17 protein-coding genes are annotated in these 18,212 nt (G+C 66.6%); 9 read left to right on the forward strand and 8 right to left on the reverse strand.

The annotated features are described in order from the left end of the window. The first annotated feature begins 24 nt into the window (after positions 1–24). Genes C9I57_RS22560 through rmuC form a run of 3 tightly spaced genes read left to right on the forward strand, consistent with a single transcriptional unit; the run spans position 25 to position 3,928 of the window. The gene (locus C9I57_RS22560) at positions 25–1,446 is read left to right on the forward strand and encodes a sodium:proton antiporter (protein WP_107152857.1); all 1,422 of its coding nucleotides are present in this window, start codon (positions 25–27) and stop codon (positions 1,444–1,446) included. Further along, on the forward strand, positions 1,446–2,435 hold the full coding sequence (locus tag C9I57_RS22565) for a 2-hydroxyacid dehydrogenase (protein WP_107152858.1): 990 nt from the start codon (positions 1,446–1,448) through the stop codon (positions 2,433–2,435). Before C9I57_RS22560 ends, C9I57_RS22565 begins: the two co-directional genes overlap by 1 nt. After that, complete coding sequence (gene rmuC, locus C9I57_RS22570; protein WP_107152859.1) at positions 2,432–3,928, forward strand: DNA recombination protein RmuC; 1,497 nt, start codon at positions 2,432–2,434, stop codon at positions 3,926–3,928. Before C9I57_RS22565 ends, rmuC begins: the two co-directional genes overlap by 4 nt. A gap of 13 nt (positions 3,929–3,941) precedes the next feature. Here rmuC and C9I57_RS22575 read toward each other — a convergent pair whose 3' ends face one another. The 6 genes from C9I57_RS22575 to C9I57_RS22600 form a co-directional block, all read right to left on the reverse strand. Next, positions 3,942–4,493: a GNAT family N-acetyltransferase gene (locus C9I57_RS22575; protein WP_258187782.1), complete on the reverse strand. Its 552-nt coding sequence runs from the start codon at positions 4,491–4,493 to the stop codon at positions 3,942–3,944. After that, positions 4,493–4,768 carry a hypothetical protein gene (locus C9I57_RS22580; protein ID WP_107152860.1) on the reverse strand — a complete coding sequence of 92 codons (276 nt, stop codon included), beginning with the start codon at positions 4,766–4,768 and terminating at the stop codon, positions 4,493–4,495. The genes C9I57_RS22575 and C9I57_RS22580 overlap by 1 nt, the downstream gene beginning before the upstream one ends. A gap of 51 nt (positions 4,769–4,819) precedes the next feature. Further along, complete coding sequence (moeA, locus tag C9I57_RS22585) at positions 4,820–6,202, reverse strand: molybdopterin molybdotransferase MoeA (RefSeq protein WP_107152861.1); 1,383 nt, start codon at positions 6,200–6,202, stop codon at positions 4,820–4,822. Positions 6,203–6,306: 104 nt separating this feature from the next. Further along, entirely contained in the window at positions 6,307–6,960 is a 654-nt protein-coding gene (gene mobA, locus C9I57_RS22590; protein WP_107152862.1) for a molybdenum cofactor guanylyltransferase MobA, read from the reverse strand. Positions 6,961–6,974: 14 nt separating this feature from the next. Next, the gene (gene moaA / locus C9I57_RS22595) at positions 6,975–8,084 is read right to left on the reverse strand and encodes a GTP 3',8-cyclase MoaA (RefSeq protein WP_107152863.1); all 1,110 of its coding nucleotides are present in this window, start codon (positions 8,082–8,084) and stop codon (positions 6,975–6,977) included. 134 nt (positions 8,085–8,218) lie between these two features. Beyond that, the gene (locus C9I57_RS22600) at positions 8,219–11,488 is read right to left on the reverse strand and encodes an Rne/Rng family ribonuclease (RefSeq protein WP_107152864.1); all 3,270 of its coding nucleotides are present in this window, start codon (positions 11,486–11,488) and stop codon (positions 8,219–8,221) included. A 762-nt stretch (positions 11,489–12,250) separates the two neighbouring features. On the opposite strand from C9I57_RS22600, the gene C9I57_RS22605 reads away from it, so the two are divergent. The 4 genes from C9I57_RS22605 (at position 12,251) to C9I57_RS22620 (ending at position 15,434) form a co-directional block, all read left to right on the forward strand. After that, on the forward strand, positions 12,251–13,273 hold the full coding sequence (locus C9I57_RS22605; RefSeq protein ID WP_107152865.1) for an RluA family pseudouridine synthase: 1,023 nt from the start codon (positions 12,251–12,253) through the stop codon (positions 13,271–13,273). Next, complete coding sequence (locus tag C9I57_RS22610) at positions 13,254–13,913, forward strand: HAD-IA family hydrolase (protein ID WP_107152866.1); 660 nt, start codon at positions 13,254–13,256, stop codon at positions 13,911–13,913. Before C9I57_RS22605 ends, C9I57_RS22610 begins: the two co-directional genes overlap by 20 nt. Continuing rightward, on the forward strand, positions 13,910–14,308 hold the full coding sequence (locus tag C9I57_RS22615) for a Rieske (2Fe-2S) protein (RefSeq protein WP_107152867.1): 399 nt from the start codon (positions 13,910–13,912) through the stop codon (positions 14,306–14,308). The genes C9I57_RS22610 and C9I57_RS22615 overlap by 4 nt, the downstream gene beginning before the upstream one ends. Positions 14,309–14,420: 112 nt before the next feature. Next, positions 14,421–15,434, forward strand: coding sequence for a S49 family peptidase (locus tag C9I57_RS22620; protein ID WP_107152868.1), 1,014 nt, complete (start codon positions 14,421–14,423; stop codon positions 15,432–15,434). 83 nt (positions 15,435–15,517) lie between these two features. Here C9I57_RS22620 and C9I57_RS22625 read toward each other — a convergent pair whose 3' ends face one another. Then, positions 15,518–16,240 carry an SAM-dependent methyltransferase gene (locus tag C9I57_RS22625; protein ID WP_107152869.1) on the reverse strand — a complete coding sequence of 241 codons (723 nt, stop codon included), beginning with the start codon at positions 16,238–16,240 and terminating at the stop codon, positions 15,518–15,520. After that, positions 16,237–16,884 (reverse strand): Maf-like protein, encoded by a 648-nt coding sequence (locus C9I57_RS22630; RefSeq protein WP_107152870.1) that lies wholly within the window; start codon positions 16,882–16,884, stop codon positions 16,237–16,239. Before C9I57_RS22630 ends, C9I57_RS22625 begins: the two co-directional genes overlap by 4 nt. 185 nt (positions 16,885–17,069) lie before the next feature. Between C9I57_RS22630 and C9I57_RS22635 the strand changes: the two genes are divergently transcribed. Beyond that, on the forward strand, positions 17,070–17,732 hold the full coding sequence (locus C9I57_RS22635) for a YceD family protein (protein ID WP_107152871.1): 663 nt from the start codon (positions 17,070–17,072) through the stop codon (positions 17,730–17,732). A gap of 115 nt (positions 17,733–17,847) precedes the next feature. After that, entirely contained in the window at positions 17,848–18,027 is a 180-nt protein-coding gene (gene rpmF / locus C9I57_RS22640; RefSeq protein WP_018441573.1) for a 50S ribosomal protein L32, read from the forward strand. The last annotated feature ends 185 nt before the right edge of the window (positions 18,028–18,212 follow it).

Here is an 18,212-nt window from a genome sequence, read left to right on the forward strand (position 1 = left end):
CGAAACACCGCGCCAGCGAGCGCGATGGTCACGGCCGCGCTCGCGCTGGGCTTCTGGTCGCACGGCGTCGCGGCCGCCACGCTCGACGGCGCAAAGCTATCTCCGCTCTGGGCCTTGCCGTTCGCAGGCATCTTGCTGTCGATCGCGATCGGTCCGCTCGTTGCGCCCGGATTCTGGCATCGCCACTTCGGCAAAGTCGCCGCCGCATGGGCTGTCGCGCTGCTCGCGCCGTTCGCCTATGCTTTCGGCGCGCCGGCCGCGCTCGGCACGCTCGCCCATGCGCTCGTGACCGAGTACGTGCCTTTCATCGTGCTCCTCACCGCGCTTTACACGATCGCGGGCGGCATTTGCGTACGCGGGAATCTGCATGGCTCGCCGAAAGTCAATACGGCGATCCTCGCGCTCGGCACGCTGCTCGCGAGCGTCATGGGCACGACAGGAGCGGCGATGCTGCTGATTCGCCCGTTGCTGCGCGCGAACGACAATCGCAAACACGTGGTGCACGTCGTCGTGTTCTTTATTTTTCTCGTCGCCAATGCGGGAGGTTCGCTCTCGCCGCTGGGCGATCCGCCGCTCTTTCTCGGCTTCCTGAACGGTGTGAGCTTTTTCTGGACGACGCGGCACCTTGCGTTGCCGATGCTGTTCATTTGCGCGGTGTTGCTCGCGCTTTTCTATGCGCTCGATTCGTACTTCCATCACTGTCGCGAGGGGGCGGCCGAGGAAAGGGCGGCGTTCCTCGATCCGACGCCCGATACGCGCGGCGTCTTCATCGAAGGGAAGGTGAACTTCGTGCTGCTCGCGCTCGTCGTCATGCTAGTGCTGACGAGCGGAATCTGGAATCCCGGCGTCGAGTTCGCCGTATTCGGCGCGCCCGTCGAGTTGCAAAACGCCTTGCGCGACGTGGCGCTCGTCGCGCTCACGTTGCTGTCGCTCGCGATCACGCCGCGCTCGGCGCGAGTCGGCAACGCGTTCAACTGGGGGGCGATCGTCGAGGTGGCCAAGCTTTTCGCGGGCATCTTCGTCACGATCGCGCCCGTGATCATGATGCTGCGCGCCGGGGCAGAGGGCGCCTTCGCGCCTGTCGTCGATCTCGTGACCGATGCGCAGGGCAAGCCGATCGACGCGATGTATTTCTGGGCGACGGGGCTGCTTTCGTCGTTTCTCGACAACGCGCCGACCTACCTCGTCTTTTTCAATCTCGTGGGCGGCGACGCGCAAACGCTGATGACCTCGGGCGCGAGAACGCTGGCGGCGATCTCGGCCGGGGCCGTCTTCATGGGGGCGAACAGCTATATCGGCAACGCGCCGAATTTCATGGTCAAGTCGATCGCCGAAGCGCGCGGCGTGCGCATGCCGAGCTTCTTCGCTTATCTTATCTGGGCCGGGGCGATTCTGGTGCCCGTTTTCCTGTTGACGACGTGGCTCTTTTTTTCCGGGGGTAGGTGATGCAAAAGGTATTGGTCGCGCGCTCGATCTTTCCCGATGTCGTCGAAAGGCTCAGGGCGTATTTCGAGGTCGATTGGAACGACGGACCCGCGCTGAGTCAGGACGAACTCTTGCGCAGACTCGCCGACAAGGACGGGGCGCTGACGGCGGGCGATCCCATCGGAGCCGCCACGTTCGCCGCCGCGCCGCGGCTGCGCGTCGTGTCGAATATGGCCGTCGGCTACAACAACTTCGACATCGCCGCGTTCAATGCGGCCAATGTGCTGGCGACGAACACACCGGACGTGCTCAATGAGTCGACGGCCGATTTCGGATGGGCACTGATGATGGCGGCGGCGCGGCGCGTAACGGAGAGCGAGCGCTGGCTGCGCGCGGGCGAGTGGCGCGGATGGCGTTACGACGGCTTTCTCGGTGTCGACATTTATGGCTCGACGCTCGGTATCGTCGGCATGGGGCGAATCGGTCAGGCGCTCGCGCGCCGCGCGCGCGGCTTCGCCATGCGCGTCCTTTATCACAACCGCTCACGCGTGACGCCCGAGATCGAGGCCGAGCTCAATGCCGAATACCGGTCGAAAGAGGATCTGCTGCGTCAAGCCGACCATGTCGTGCTCGTATTGCCCTATACGCCCGCGAACCACCATACGATCGGGCGCGCCGAGCTTGCGCTGATGAAGCCGACGGCCACGCTGACGAATATCGCGCGCGGCGGGATCGTCGACGATGTCGCGCTCGCCGAGGCGCTGCGCGCGAATCGCATCGCCGCCGCCGGACTCGACGTGTTCGAGGGCGAACCGAGCGTGCATGCTGCATTGCTCGAGGTGCCGAACGCCGTGCTGACGCCGCATATCGCGAGCGCGAGCGAAACGACGCGCCGCGCGATGGCGAACCTCGCCGCGGACAATCTGATCGCGGCGCTCGGGGCGGGGCCGCGCGCGGGGCGGCCGCCGAACCCGATCAACCCTGAAGTGCTCGGGAAGGCGCGCACATGACGACGATCCTGACGATCGCGCTGGCGCTTGCCGTCATCGCGCTGGCCGTGGCGCTGGCCGTATTGATGCGCGGTCTGGCTCGCGCGAACGATCGCGCGGCGTTCATCGAGCTCGGCGAATGCATCGAGGCGGCCGGCGAAAAGCAAGCGCGCGCCTACGAGCGGCTCGAGCGCGAGCTGCGCGGCGAGATCGCCGAAACATCGCGCTTGTCGCGAGTCGAACTCGGCGGCGGATTCGCGCAGTTTCAGCAAACGCTCGCGGCTCAATTGACGAGCGTGGCGACCGTGCAGAATCAGCAGATCGACGGCTTCGCCGCGCGCCTCGCCCAACTCATCGATACGAACGCGAAGCAACTCGATGCGATGCGCGAGAGCTTGCAGCGCCAAGCGCTCGAAGCGCGCGAAGAGCAAGGCGCGACGCTGAAGCGCTTCGGCGATACGCTGTCGCAGCAGCTCGCTCAATTGATGGAGGCGAACGATCGCCGCTTCGCGGAAGTGCGTGCGACGCTCGAGCAACGCCTCAAGGATATCGAGGCGAACAACGCGACGAAGCTCGAGGAGATGCGCCGCACCGTCGACGAGAAGCTGCATGCAACGCTCGAGCAACGACTCGGCGAATCGTTCAAGCTCGTCTCGGACAGGCTCGAGCAGGTCCATCGCGGGCTCGGCGAGATGCAGACGCTCGCGGCCGGCGTCGGCGATCTGAAAAAAGTGCTGACGAACGTCAAGACGCGTGGCACGTGGGGCGAGGTACAGCTCGAAGCGCTGCTCGAGCAGATGCTGACGCCCGATCAATATGCGAAGAACGTCGCCACGGTGCCGAAGAGCGGCGAACGTGTCGAATTCGCGATCAAGCTGCCGGGCCGCGGCGCGAGCGGCAACGGCGATGCCACCGCGGCGGCCGCCCCGGTCTGGCTGCCGATCGACGCGAAGTTTCCGCGCGAGGACTACGAGCGGCTCATCGATGCGCAGGAGCGCGCGGACCCGGTGGCCGTCGAAGAGGCGTCGCGCGCACTCGAGGCGCGGGTGCGCGGCGAAGCGCGAACGATTGCCGAGAAGTACGTCGCGCCGCCGCACACCACCGATTTCGCGCTGCTCTTCTTGCCGACCGAAGGCCTTTATGCGGAAGTGCTGCGCCGCCCGGGACTGACCGATCTACTCCAGCGCGACTACCGCGTCACGGTCGCGGGACCGACCACGCTCACGGCACTGCTCAACAGTTTGCAGATGGGCTTCCGCACGCTTGCGATCGAGAAGCGATCGAGCGAGGTCTGGCAGGTGCTCGGCGCGGTCAAGACCGAGTTCGGCAAATTCGGTGATGTGCTCGCGAAAACGAAGTCGCAGCTCGAGACGGTCACGCGTTCGATCGAAGCGGCGGAACGCCGTACCCGCGTCATGAACACCAAGCTGCGCGAAGTCGAGGCGTTGCCGGGCGAGCAGACCGAAGGGCTCCTCGGCGATGCCTATGCGAGCCTGCAGGAGCCTGAAGCGTGACGCGCAGCGGACGTCATGCGCCTTGCGCGAGCTGAGCGAGCGAGTCGCCGGTGACCCGGACGATTCGCCAGTCGGGCAGGACGGTCGCCCCCATCTTCGTGTAGAAATCGATGGCGCGTTGGTTCCAGTCGAGGACCGACCATTCGAAGCGGCCGCAGCGACGCTCGATGGCGAGTGCCGCGACGCGCCGCAGGAGCGCCGTTCCGAGCCCGCTGCCGCGCAGCGCGGGCTGAACGTAAAGGTCCTCGAGATACAGCCCGCGACGGCTCAGGAATGTCGAGAAGTTGTGGAAGAAAAGCGCATAACCGACGAGGCGCCCGTCGAGCTCGGCGACGAGCGCCTCGGCCGCGGGCCGCGCACCGAAGAGCGCGTCCGAAAGGCTCTGCTCCGTCGCGACGAAGAGATGTGTCAGCTTCTCGAACTCGGCCAACTCGCGCATCAGTGCGAGGATGGGGCCGACGTCGTCCGGCTCGGCCGGTCGAATGCAGGCCTCCCGTAGTCCCTCTGGGGGAGCGAGAGGCCAGCGATACTGAGCGTGGGGGGCGTCGTCGTCATGATTAAGCATTACGCTTCCTCCGGCGCGTCCGAAAGAACGATCTCGATGCCGCCGAAGCGCGAGGCGACCCAGTTATACGCGTGACATGCGATCCAGAGCAGGACGAAGCCGAGGATGGCATTGAGCAGCAGAGCGCTGAAGATCGTGCTCAACTCGACGGATCCGTATCTGATGTATGCGACCAGCATCCCGAGCAGGACGATGGGTACGCTGAACGTCAGGTAGACGAGGATCAGCGCTTTCGCGGTCTGACCCGCTGCGATCGACGAGATTTGTTTTTTCATTGGCGAGAAGCCCCGGTAAGAAACGAACTGGCTCGATTCGTGGGTCATGGATCAGATGAGTCCTTCGAAGGGCATGATGTCGACGAGTTCACCGGCGATCACGTCGCCGCGTTCGTGCGCGAGCACGATGAAGCAATTCGCTTCGCTCATCGAGCTCAAGGCGCCCGAGCTTTGCGTGCGCGTCGGCGCAACGCGCCAGGCTCCGTCGGCCCCGCGCGATGCGATGCCGCGCAGGTATTCGGTCCGGCCCGCGCGTTTTTTCAGCGTGACCGTGGCGGCGGCCGCCAGCGTCAGCGGGGCGGCAGCGTCAGCCCCTGACAGGGAAAGCAAAGCCTCGCGGACGATCTGATAGAACGTCGCCATCACGGCCACGGGATTGCCGGGTAGCCCGAAAAAGAGGGCGGGCCGCTCCCCGCTTTGTCGACCGCTCGCCCCGTTGGGCCAGAGACGTCCGAACGCGAGCGGGCGGCCCGGTCTCATGGCGAGGTGCCAGAACGCAACATCGCCAAGCTTTTCGAACATACGGCGCGTGAAATCGGCTTCTCCGACGGATACGCCGCCCGAGCTCAACACCACGTCGGCGCTTTGCGCTGCGGAGCGGAAAGCGGCTTCGAGGGCAGCCGGCTCGTCGCGGACGATGCCGAGGTCGAGTGCATCGACGCCCAGCCGCGCAAGCATCGCCGCAATCGTATAGCGGTTGCTGTCGTAGACCGTGCCCGCCGCAAGCGGCTCGCCGATCGAGCGCAACTCGTCGCCCGTCGAAAAGAACGCAACGCGAAGCCGCCGGCGCACCGCCACTTCAGCGATGCCGAGCGATGCGAGCAAGCCTACATCGGACGAGCGGATGATGCGCCCCGCGCGCAGCGCCGGTTGTCCGCGCGCCAGGTCTTCGCCGGCGCTCCGGCGATTGGCGCCGCGTGCTATGCGACGTGGATCGAACGCGACCTGCTTGCCACTCACCGCGACCCACTCCTGAGGGACGACGGTGTCGCAGCCCGACGGCATCGGCGCGCCCGTCATGATCCGGACGCATTGGCGCGCCGCGAGTGCACCCGCGAACGGATGGCCGGCGAAGGCCTGGCCGGCTACCTCGAGCGTGAGCTGCTGCGCCGCGGCCGATGCCGCGCCGTCGGCGGCATCAGCGCCCCCATCCCGCTTCGCCGCGCTCGCGCCGCGCGGGCCCGCCGCCGCTTCGTCGACGATGGCGCCATCGAACGCGTAACCGTCCATCGCGGCATTGTCGTGCGCGGGCACGTCGATCGGCGATACGACGTCTTCGGCCAGCACACGGCCGAGGGAGGCGCGCAGCGCGACACGCTCGGCCGCCGCCACGGGCTCGGCCCAGCGCCGCACGACAGCCTGCGCCGCGCCGACCGGCAAGGCCTGCGCGTCGTGCTCGGAAATGCAGCTGGAAATGTTGTCGGACGTTGTCATCGCTGGTGAAACCGCGCGCCAGATAACCCGGTGGCGCCGGAAGAGGTCGGGCAGGGCCGCGGCTCTGTTCCCGAGGGGCGCCGCGTCTCGGGCAACGCTCTCGCTCAGGACTCGTGTCTCGATTCGCCGACGGCGGGCAACGCACGCTCGAGCTCGGCGAGCTCCTGCAAAGAGTTGGCATTGTAAAACGCGTGCTCGTCCGGAAAGACGACTTCGACGTTCATGTGGCGCGCGTACCACGCGCGGACCTTGCGCTCGCCGCGAGCCAGCGTTGCCGCGAGGTCGTCGGCCAGCGTCGTGCGCAGCAGCGCAAAGACCGGATGCAGCGTGGCCCGTCCGTTCGAATCGCGCGTGGCGACGGTCGCGACGTCGGCGCGCGCCGCATCGAGGGCGTGCGTCAATTGCGCCGCGAGATCGAGCGGCAGATTCGGCGCGTCGCAGGGCACGCAGAGCACGAGTTCCGTGCGCGCCGCCCGCAGTGCCGCAAGCATGCCCGCGAGCGGGCCGGGGAAGTCAGTCGTTGCATCAGCTAGGACCTGCGCATCGAAGGGCTCGCCAATCGCCGCGTACGCGTCGAGATGACGGTTGGCGCTGACGAGCAGCGCATCGACCTGCGGCGCGAGCCGCCTTGCCGCATGCAGCGCCAACGGCTCGCCGTGCAGGGGCTGCAGCCCTTTGTCGAGGCCGCCCATGCGCGTGCCGCGACCGCCTGCGAGAATGAGCCCCGTGATACGCGGATGCCGAGCGGACCGTTCCATGACGACGACGCGTGCTATCCGCCGATGTACGACATCTCGACGCGCGGCGCGGCCGCAACGGAGGTGCTCGCGGTTTCGCTTCCGCGCAGCAGCGAGTAACGGTCTTCGCGTCCGTGCCAGATGCGCGCAATAGCCGTGGCGATTTCGGCATCGGATGCGCCGTTGCGCAACAGCGCGCGCAGGTCGTGGCCCGCGGACGCGAACAGGCAAAGGTATAGCTTGCCTTCGGTGGAGAGCCGAGCACGCGTGCAGGTACCGCAAAACGCGCGCGTGACGCTCGAGATGACGCCGATTTCGCCGCCGCCATCCGCATAAGCCCAGCGCTGCGCCGTCTCGGCCGGCGTATGCCGCTCGAGCGGCACGAGTGGAAAGACTTCGGCGATGCGCGCGATGACATCGGCCGAGGGCAGCACCTCGGCCATGTTCCACCCGTTCGATGTGCCGACATCCATGTATTCGATGAAGCGCAGCGCGACGCCCGAACCCTTGAAATGGCGCGCCATCGGCACGATCTCGCCGTCGTTCGTGCCGCGCTTCACGACCATATTGACCTTGAGCGGCTCGAGCCCCACCGCTTGAGCGGCCGCGATGCCCTCGAGCACACTCGCCGCCGCGAAATCGGCGTCGTTCATCCGCTTGAAGAGGGCGTCGTCGAGCGCGTCGAGACTCACGGTGACGCGCGTCAAGCCCGCATCCTTGAGCGCGCGCGCTTTACGGGCGAGCAGTGAGCCGTTCGTCGTCAGCGTGACGTCGAGCGGCCGGCCATCGGGCGTCGAGAGGCGGGCGAGGCGCTCGATCAGCCACTCGATATTCTTGCGAAGCAGCGGCTCGCCGCCCGTGAGCCGGATCTTCTCGACCCCGTGCGCCACGAACGTGCGGGCGAGCCGCTCGATTTCTTCGAACGTGAGCAGCGCATCGTGCGGCAGGAACGGGTAGTCCTTGTCGAACACGGCGCGCGGCATGCAGTAGATGCAGCGAAAGTTGCAGCGATCCGTTATCGAGACGCGCAGATCGCGCAGCGGCCTCGCGAACGTATCGGTCACGATTCCGCGCGGCTCGATCGGGACGCCGGCGAAATCGGGAGCTGCGCTGATGTCGGCGACCGGAATGATGCGGCGGGACATGATCGATGGCAAAAGGGACTAGACGATCATTCTAGCCCAATAGGCCGGAGCGGGATGGGAAAGGACTTCCTGCCGAAAAAAAGCCTGCCGAAGGGGCAGGCTTTTCGTCATCGTAAAACCACAACGAGCGTGGCTTACTCTGCTTTGCGCGTTTCGACCTGCTGCATGGGCGCCGTATCGGCCGGCGGCAGCGGCTTGCGTTCGCGCGGCACGCGCACCGGCGCGGGGATCCGTGCCGCGGCTTCCTGCGAGGCGCGCAGCTTCTCGGCATCGGTATTGACCCATACGAGTCCCGCCGACTCGAGCATCGGCTGGAGCTCCGCGGCCGAGAGGCCCTTCGCGACGCCGTTCGGCAGACCATTCGACAGCTGGCGTGCCGGTGCGGATTCGGCGACAGGCTGCGTCTCAGCTTGCGGCTGCGTCGTACCGGCTTCGGCTGTGTGCACGTCGGCCGCGCCCTCGGCTTTTGCCGCCGCCGGGGCGACGGCTTCCGCCACTTGCGCTTGCGCAGCGCTCGTCGATACGGGCTCGACGGCCGCGATCGGCGTCGGCTCGGTCACCCGCGGTGCCTCGGCGAACTCGGACGGGGCGCTTGCCGACTGTTCGGCCGACGATTGCGGCGCGGCTTCTGCCGGCGCAGCCGGGACTGACGAGACGGCCGGTTCGGTCGTGGCTGCCTGCTCCACGGGAGCCGGCGACGGCTGCCAAGTCGGCGCGGCGGCCCCGCTTTCGGGCGGCGGCACCGCCACCGGCGTTTCGGTCGGCACGGGCGTCACGACCGCATGCTCGGCGCCGGCGCGATCTTCCGCGCGTTGCGGGGCGGCTTGGCCAGGGGCATGCGATACGAGTTCGGCAGTTGCGGCTTGCTTGCCGGCATCGACCGTGGCGGCGTGTGTGGCCGCGGCCTGCTCGGCGGCACCAGCCGTAGCGGCGCGCGCGCCGGCTGTCGGCACGGCTCCAACCGTCCCTTCCGCTTCGGCGACGTCGGCCTCGTGCGTGACGTTCACCGTTTCGTCTTCGCGTTCGCGACGGCCGCCACGACGACCGCGGCGGCGACGACGACGCTCCTCGCCGTCACGTGCGCCCGTTTCCTGTTCGGGTGCCGGAACACCTTCAGCGACGCTTGCCGCGACGGCGCTCTCGGAACCCGTCGTTTCAGGCCGCGTCGTCATGTCGGCGATTTCGGTCAGCGGCTTGCGGCGCTCGCCCCGTTCCGGCCGCTCGGGCCGTTCGCGGCGCTCGCCGCGCTCGGGCCGCTCGCCCCGATCCTGACGCTCGCCGCGCGGCGCCGCTTCGGCGACTTCGGCGCGTTCCGCGCGCTCACCGCGCTCGGCACGCTCGGCACGCTCGGCACGCTCGAGTGCGCGTTCCCGACCGTCACGGCCCTCGCGTGCTTCGCGACCTTCACGCGCCTCGCGGCCCTCGCGACCTTCACGCGCTTCCCGCGGCTCGCGCCGCTGAGACGGCTGTTGCGCCTGGCGCAGTCCTGCGACGCCGTCGGCGCGCGCCGCGGCTTCGCGACCCGCGCCGCCGCGCTTGCCGCGATTGCGATCGCCCGCGCGCTCGGTACCGCGCGCCGTCGCGCCCTCACGCGGCTCGCGGGCTTCGCGAGCAGGGCGGGCGGGCTGGACCGGTTCGGGCGCCGGCGCCGGAGCGGCCGGCTGCGCACCGAAGAGGCTCTTGATCCATCCGAAGAAACCGCTGCCGGCGCGGGGTGTTGTAACCGCCTGCGCGGACGCCGCCACGGGGGCTTCCTGGGGGCGGACCGGCGCGCCCGGAGCGGGCTTCTCTGGCGTGATGCCCTTGACCGCCGCTTCCTGCTTCGGCTTCACGTCTTCCGACCGCTTGCTGTAGCCCGTCTCCGACTCGAGCTCGCGGGCCGCTTCCTCGGCCATGCGCCACGACGCGCGCGGATCGTCGAGACGCGCGTCGTCGTGACGCAGGCGCTCGAGCTTGTAGTGCGGCGTGTCGAGGTGCTTGTTCGGAATGAGGATGACGTTGACCTTGAAGCGCGATTCGATCTTGTTGATTTCCTGGCGCTTTTCGTTGAGCAGGAATGCGGTGACTTCGACGGGCACCTGGCAGTGGATCGCCGCGGTGTTCTCCTTCATCGCCTCTTCCTGGATGATCCGCAGCACCTGCAGCGCCGACGATTCGGTATCGCGGATATGTCCGGTGCCGTTGCAGCGCGGGCAGGTGACGTGGCTGCCTTCGGAGAGGGCCGGGCGCAGCCGCTGGCGCGACAGCTCCATCAGGCCGAAGCGCGAGATCTTGCCCATCTGCACGCGCGCCCGATCGTGCTTCAATGCATCCTTCAGGCGCTGCTCGACTTCACGCTGGCTCTTCGTCGACTCCATGTCGATGAAGTCGATGACGATGAGGCCGCCGAGGTCGCGCAGGCGGAGCTGCCGGGCCACTTCGTCCGCCGCTTCGAGGTTCGTGCGCGTCGCCGTTTCCTCGATGTCGGCACCCTTCGTGGCGCGCGCCGAGTTCACGTCGATGGCGACGAGCGCCTCGGTGTGGTCGATGACGATCGCGCCCCCGGAAGGCAGCGGCACCGTGCGCGAGTAAGCCGTCTCGATCTGGTGCTCGATCTGGAAGCGCGAAAAGAGCGGCACGTCGTCGTGATAGCGCTTGACCTTGCCCACGTTGTCGGGCATCACGATATCCATGAAGGCTCGCGCCTGATCATGGATCTCGGTCGTATCGATCAGGATCTCGCCGATATCGGGCTGGAAATAGTCGCGAATCGCGCGGATGACGAGGCTCGATTCGAGATAGATCAGCATCGGCTGGCCGGGCTGGCCGCTTTGCGACGCGGCCTCGATCGCGCGCCATAGCTGCATGAGGTAGTTCAAATCCCATTGCAGCTCTTCAGCGCTGCGGCCGATGCCGGCCGTGCGCGCGATCATGCTCATGCCGTCGGGCAATTGCAGCTGCGCCATCGTTTCGCGCAGTTCCTGCCGATCCTCGCCCTCGATGCGGCGCGAGACGCCGCCCGCACGCGGGTTGTTCGGCATCAGCACGAGATAGCGCCCCGCGAGCGAGATGAAGGTCGTGAGCGCGGCGCCCTTGTTGCCGCGCTCTTCCTTCTCGACCTGGACGATGAGCTCCTGTCCCTCGCGCAGCGCATCCTGAATGCGGGCGGAGCGCGTTTCGACGCCATCGCGGAAATACTGACGCGCGACTTCCTTGAACGGCAGGAAGCCGTGGCGATCTTCGCCGTAGTTGACGAAGCAGGCTTCGAGCGACGGCTCGATGCGGGTGACGACGCCTTTGTAGATGTTGCCTTTGCGCTGCTCGCGCCCGGCGGTTTCGATGTCGATGTCGATGAGCTTTTGCCCATCGACGATGGCGACGCGCAGTTCTTCCTGCTGCGTCGCATTGAACAGCATGCGTTTCATTGAACGGCTCCAGAGCGGCTGCGCCGGCGAGCACCCCGGTCAGTGGAGACTGAGCCGAGGGCGTGCTCGCAATGGCGCGCCGCGCCTTTGTTTTGTTGTCACAAGCACGCTGGAGCGGGAAAAATGGCGGGGAGAATTGCCTTGAAGGGGCTCGCCGCGAATCGAAATAGGGCCGCGAGCCGCCGGGGCGCATGCGAATACGGCTTCAAATAACGGCGCCGCACGGGACGTGCTTTGCGCTGCCGCGCGGCGATGCCGCGGCGCACATCGTACGCTGCGGGTCTCGAAGCGCCAGGGTAAGTCCGCGTCACGGGGACGCGGCTTGAAGCCCGGGACGCTCGACAGCCGCGCGGGTGCCTCGCCAGTTTTGACGTCGCCGAGAACGCCGCTTGACGCGGGACGCTCGTGGGCGCTCGCCGTGGTGTTCGCAATCGGGGAGCCCGGGCGCCGGCTATCTATGCCCCGACGCTTGCGGCTCTCCTGATGAATTCTTTTTTACCAAAATTCCGTTACCGTCGACACCGGCGCGACCGAACGCGCCTGTGGGCGCCATCCTTGCCGCGGCGAATGCCGTGCGTGCAACTCGTTGCTTCTCGGTTACAGGGCAAGCAACCAGCCCTTGGGTACTGCCAACGAAGCTAAAATAGCGGCTTCCTGCTTCGGTGTCCCCACACAACCCGCCAGTTATCCTGGCGAACCGCCGACAAACTCGCCGACAAACTCGCCGGCAGCGGTAAGTTGCTGGCGTAAATTATATTCAGAATGAATGAGTTAGGCAAAATTTCCCAGAAATTGGTCGCAGGCGACCAAGTCTCGATGATACAGGTAGACGAGGGTATCGCCGGACAGCGGATCGACAATTTTTTGTTGCGCGTCTGCAAGGGGGTGCCGAAAAGCCATATCTATCGGATCCTGCGCAGCGGTGAGGTGAGGGTCAACAAAGGGCGCGTCGATGCGAAATACCGGCTCGTTTCGGGAGATATCGTCCGTGTGCCGCCCGTGCGCGTTGCCGAGCGCGGCGTCGACGTGCCGCTCGCGGCGCCGCCCGCGCGGTTCGAGGTGCTGTTCGAGGACGAATACCTGCTCATCATCGACAAGCCGGCCGGCGTCGCCGTGCACGGCGGCAGCGGGATCGCGTTCGGCGTGATCGAGCAAATGCGCGAGGCGCGGCCACTCGGCAAGTTCCTCGAGCTCGTGCACCGGCTCGATCGCGAAACGTCGGGCGTGCTGATGCTCGCGAAAAAGCGCGCTGCGCTCGTCGGATTGCATGAACAGATTCGCGACAACCGCATCGACAAACGTTACTACGCCTGCGTGCATGGGAATTGGCCGAGCGACTGGGGACGGCGCCGGGCCGTGAAGGAGCCGCTTCACAAGTATCTGACTGCCGACGGCGAGCGGCGCGTGCGCGTGGACCCGGAGGGCCTGCCGTCGCACACTGTGTTCAACCTCGTCGAGCGCTGGCCCGACTACGCGCTCGTCGAGGCCGAGTTGAAGACGGGCCGCACCCATCAGATCCGCGTCCATCTCGCGCACCTGGGGCTGCCGATCGTCGGCGACGCCAAATACGGCGACTTCGCGCTCAACAAGGCGCTGGCGCGCGCCGACGCGCGTCCCGGGCTCAAGCGGATGTTCCTCCACGCTCACCGGCTGCGCCTGACGCACCCGGTGACGGGTGAGCCGTTGACTTTCGAGGCGTCGTTGCCCGACGATTGTCGGCGTTTTATCGATCAATTGAACGCAGTGCGCGACGAGGCGCAACACGATGGCCCGACAGCAATTTGACCTGGTCGTTTTCGACTGGGACGGCACCCTGATGGATTCGACGGCGCATATCACGCGCAGCATCCAGGCCGCCTGCCGCGATCTCGGGCTGCCCGTGCCGGCGGACGAAGCCGCGAGCTACGTGATCGGGCTCGGCTTGCGCGACGCCCTCTCGATCGCGGCGCCGTCGCTCGATCCGGCCGAATACCCGCGGCTTGCCGAGCGCTACCGCTATCACTATCTGATCAAAGGCACGCGCACCGAGCTTTTCGAGGGGGCGCGGGAACTGCTCGAAGAACTGCGTGACATGGGTTACCTGCTCGCCGTCGCGACGGGCAAGAGCCGGGTTGGCCTCAACCGGGCACTCGACGAGGCGCATCTCACTTGCCTCTTCGACGGTACGCGCTGTGCCGACGAAACGTTTTCCAAGCCGCATCCGGCCATGCTGCACGAGCTTTCGCGCGAACTGGGGCAGGACCTTGAGCGCACCGTCATGATCGGCGACACGACCCACGATCTGCAGATGGCGCTGAACGCGGGAACGGCCGGCGTTGCCGTGAGCTATGGCGCACACCGGGCCGACGCGCTCAGCGCGCTCGAGCCGAAGTTCGTCGCCGACAGCGTGCCGGCGCTGGCCGCCTGGTTGAGGGAGCACGCGTGAGCGCGGGCGACGGTCACGTGGAGGCGGCGGCCGTGCGCGTTTGCGCGTCCGACGAGCTCCAGGATGGGGGAGCGGGCGTTCGCCTCGCGGCCAAGCACTGCGGCGAGGATGCCGTCGTTTTTTTCGTCCGCTACGGCGGCGGTGTATACGGCTATCTGAATCGCTGCGCGCATGTGCCGATGGAGCTCGATTGGCTGGAAGGTCAGTTCTTCGAATCGTCGGGCTTATACTTGATGTGCGCGACGCACGGTGCGATCTACGAGCCCGAGACGGGGCGGTGCGTCGGCGGGCCGTGCCGCGGTGCAAGGCTGCGCCGCGTCGCCGTCGAGGAGCGCGAGACGCCCGAGGGCCGCGCCGTCTTCTGGTTGCCGGACGAGGCGCTGGGGCCGGCCTAGCGACCGTGAGCCGGGGCATCCATCGATGCCCCGGCGGACGATATTCGCCGGCGGGCGGGCGCTCCAGTCGCGCTTCATTCAATGACCTTTCATACGCGATTCCATCGACTCAATGTCCGACTATCCGACTCCCGACCCCCGCGACGACGCCGGTTCGCGCTCAGCGCCACGGCCTTCCGCTTCCGCCGGCGGCGAAGCGAACTGGGAGCGGGCGGCGCTCGAGCGCATCGCGCTTGCCGCCATCAAGGAACAGCGCGCCGCGCGCCGCTGGCGCATTTTCTTTCGTTTCGCGTTCCTCATTGTCTTGCTCTTAATCGTCTTCCGCGTTTTCCACGCATCGAGCGACAAGGTGACCGCGGCGGGGCGGCACACTGCGCTCGTGACGCTCGACGGCGAAATCGCACCTGACACGAACGCGAATGCCGACGATATCGACACCGCGTTGCGCCGCGCGTTCGAGGATAGCGACACGGCCGGCATCGTCCTGAAGATCGACAGCCCCGGCGGCAGCCCGGTGCAGGCCAGCATGATCAACGCGGAGATTCGCAGGCTGCGAGCCCGATATCCGTCGAAGCCGCTTTATGTCGTGGTCGGCGATATGTGCGCGTCCGGCGGTTACTACATCGCCGTCGCCGCCGACAAGATCTACGTCAACAAAGCCAGTATCGTCGGGTCGATCGGCGTGCTGATGGACGGCTTCGGCTTCACGGGGCTCATGGACAAGCTCGGGATTCAGCGCCGTTTGCATACGTCGGGCGTGAACAAGGGCTACTACGATCCGTTCTCGCCCGAAACGCCCGCGATGGACGCGCACGCGCAGCAACTGCTCGACGACATCCACCAGCAGTTCATCTCGGCCGTGCGCGAAGGGCGAGGCAAGCGGCTGCACGAGACGCCCGATATCTTCTCGGGACTCTTCTGGACCGGCGAAAAGAGCGTCGAGCTAGGGCTAGCCGACGGCTTCGGCGATACGCGCTACGTCGCGCGCGAAGTGATCAAGGCGCCGCGCATCGTCGACTACACCGTCAAGGAAAGCCTCTCGGACCGGCTCGCCCGCAAGTTCGGCACGGCCGTGGGCAGCGCCGCCGTCAAGTCGCTCGTTTTCGACGGACTCAGGCTGCACTGACCGACCGGCTGGCCGACCGAACGGCCGCTCGTGTGGCAAAAGGCGGCCGGACGGTCCGTCGCCGGACTCGTCGAACTCCGTTTTCAGCTCGCGAGCATCAGGAAAATTGCCGGGCGCTTGTGCAAATCGAGCGCGCCGGCGTTCTTTTTCCAGCCCGAGACGGGCCGGCTCACGATGGTTTCCGTCTCGAGCGTGAGGTCGACCGCGACGGCGACGAGCGTCGACGGCGACAGCGCGGTCAATAGCGCATCGAGCAGCGCGCGATTGCGGTAGGGGGTCTCGATGAAGACCTGCGTCTCCTTGGCTTTGCGCGAGTGCTGTTCGAGTTCGCGGAGCTGCTTAGCACGCTCGGCGGCATCGACGGGCAAATAGCCGTGAAACGCAAAGCGCTGGCCGTCGAGTCCCGACGCCATCAAGGCGAGCAGAATCGAGCTCGGACCGACCAGCGGCACGACCTTCACGCCGCGCTCGTGCGCGCGCCGAACGAGCAGTGCGCCCGGATCGGCCACGGCCGGACAGCCGGCTTCGGAGACGAGCCCGGCATCGGTGCCGGCCAGCACCGGCGCGAGCAGCCCATCGATTTCGGCGGCCGGCGTCTTGACGTTCAATTCGCGAATCTCGATTTCCTGGATCGGTCGCGCCGGGCCGACCCTTTTCAGGAACGCGCGCGTCGATTTCGCGTTTTCGCCGATGAAGTAGGAAAGCGCCGCCGCGCGCGCGAGCACGCTGGCGGGCAGCACGGTGGCGAGCGCATTGGCGTCGCCGTCGCCAAGTGCGTTCGGAATCAGGTAGAGGGTGCCGCTCATTTCATGGATCGCAAAAGTGGGTAGCCCGCGTCCCGGAGCATACGCGTGAGGGCAATCAGCGGAAGGCCGATGAGGGCCGTGGGATCGTCGGAATCGATCGCTTCGAGGAGCGCGATGCCGAGCCCTTCGGCCTTCGCGCTGCCCGCGACATCGTAGGGTGTCTCCGCGCGCAAGTAGGCGTCGAGCTCCGCGTCGGACAGATCGCGAAAGCGCACGCGTGTGACGACATCTTCGGTTCGCGCGATGTCGCGTGCACTGTCGAAGAGGCACAACGCGCTATGGAACTCGACGACGCGCCCGCGCATCGCCTGCAATTGCGCGAGCGCCTTGTCGTGCGTGCCGGGCTTGCCGATCTGGCATCCGTCGAGCGTGGCGACCTGATCGGAGCCGATCACGAGCGTTGGCGTGCCCGGAAGCCGCGACGCACCGGCCTCTCCGCATTCACGCGCGGCGACGGCGCGCGCTTTGGCCTCGGCGAGCCTCAGCGCCGTGGCGGCCGGGGCTTCGCCCGGGTGGGGCGTTTCGTCGACCGAGGGCACGGCGACGTCGAACGCGATGCGCAGCCGTTCGAGCAGCGCGCGGCGATACGGCGAGCTGGAGGCGAGAATCAGGCGCGGCCTCGGATCATCTGCTGAAATCGGCATGAAATATCGGAGTCGTTGGATTTGTGGGTATCGGAACGGTGTGGCCGCGATGGAAACGGCGATGATCGCCCGCTTGCACCGGCTGGTCGGCGGCCTCGCGGCTCATGCCTTAAGTGCTTGACTCAAAACGGTAAAGCAGCTACCCTCTCGGGTTTCTCGCGGTTTGCCGTGGAGTGGAGGCACCCATGAGTCGACATCCGGGCAAGGCTGCCGGTTCCATCGATCCGCACGAGCTCGACATCTTCGAATTTGCGCGCAGTGCGCGCCAGGCGGCGGGTTCGGTGCGGGTCTCGCAGTTGCCGCGCATGTTAAACGAAGTTCCGGCCGAGGCGCCAGAGCGCGACACCGCGTTCACCTGGCAGGCGGAGGGCTCGACGCAGCCCGAGCTGCAGGATGACGGCAGCGAGGCGCAGCAACCTTATTTGCGGCTTGCGGTGCATGGCTTGGCATGGCTCGAGTGCCAGCGGTGCCTCACGCCCTACGAGCAGTCGTTCGATATCGATGCCACCTACCGGCTAGTTGAGACGGATGAGGAGGCCGACGAATACCCGCTCGACGACGATGACCTCGACGTGATCGTAGGCTCGCGCCAGTTCGATCTCATCGATCTGATCGAAGAGGAACTGCTGCTTTCCCTGCCGCTCGTGCCGAAGCACGAGGTCTGTCCGCAGGTGCACGAGAGCCTGAGTTCGGGCGCCGCCGGCCGCGCGGAAGAGGATAACGGCGAGGCGGCCGAGGAAAATGAAAACGGCGAGTCCGGCGAGTCGGGCAAGCCAAATCCGTTCGCGGCGCTGGAAGCGCTCAAGCGCGGCGCGGGCGGAAAAGACGGCGGCGGCAAAAAGCACTGAAAAGCCGCTCGACGAGCAAATGGCAGCGCGACGCGGCACCCCTCGCTTGGCCTTTCGGCCATGGCGTTTCGCCGATCGGGCTGTGTTAGAATCCCGGAAATTTTTAGGAGTTATCATGGCAGTCCAGCAAAACAAGAAGTCGCCGTCGAAGCGCGGCATGCACCGCTCGCACGATTTCCTGACGGGCGCGCCGCTCGCGGTCGAGCCGAGCACGGGCGAAGTGCATCTGCGTCATCACATCAGCCCGAACGGCTATTACCGCGGCAAGAAAGTCGTCAAGACGAAGAACGACTGAAACTGATCGCGTTTTTGCGATGCTTGCCGAGCCCGGCCGTGGCCTGCGCGGCGAGCGGCTTGCCTGGCAGCTTGCTTGGAGGTTCCCGGGCTCCCCGAAGAGAGCGCCCGATCGAGGGGCTCTCTGAGGAAGTACGCTCGGGGTACTCAACGAAAAGGCGGCATTCGATTGCCGCTTTTTTGTGC

Source organism: Trinickia symbiotica, assembly GCF_003028655.1.
Lineage (GTDB): Bacteria > Pseudomonadota > Gammaproteobacteria > Burkholderiales > Burkholderiaceae > Trinickia > Trinickia symbiotica_A.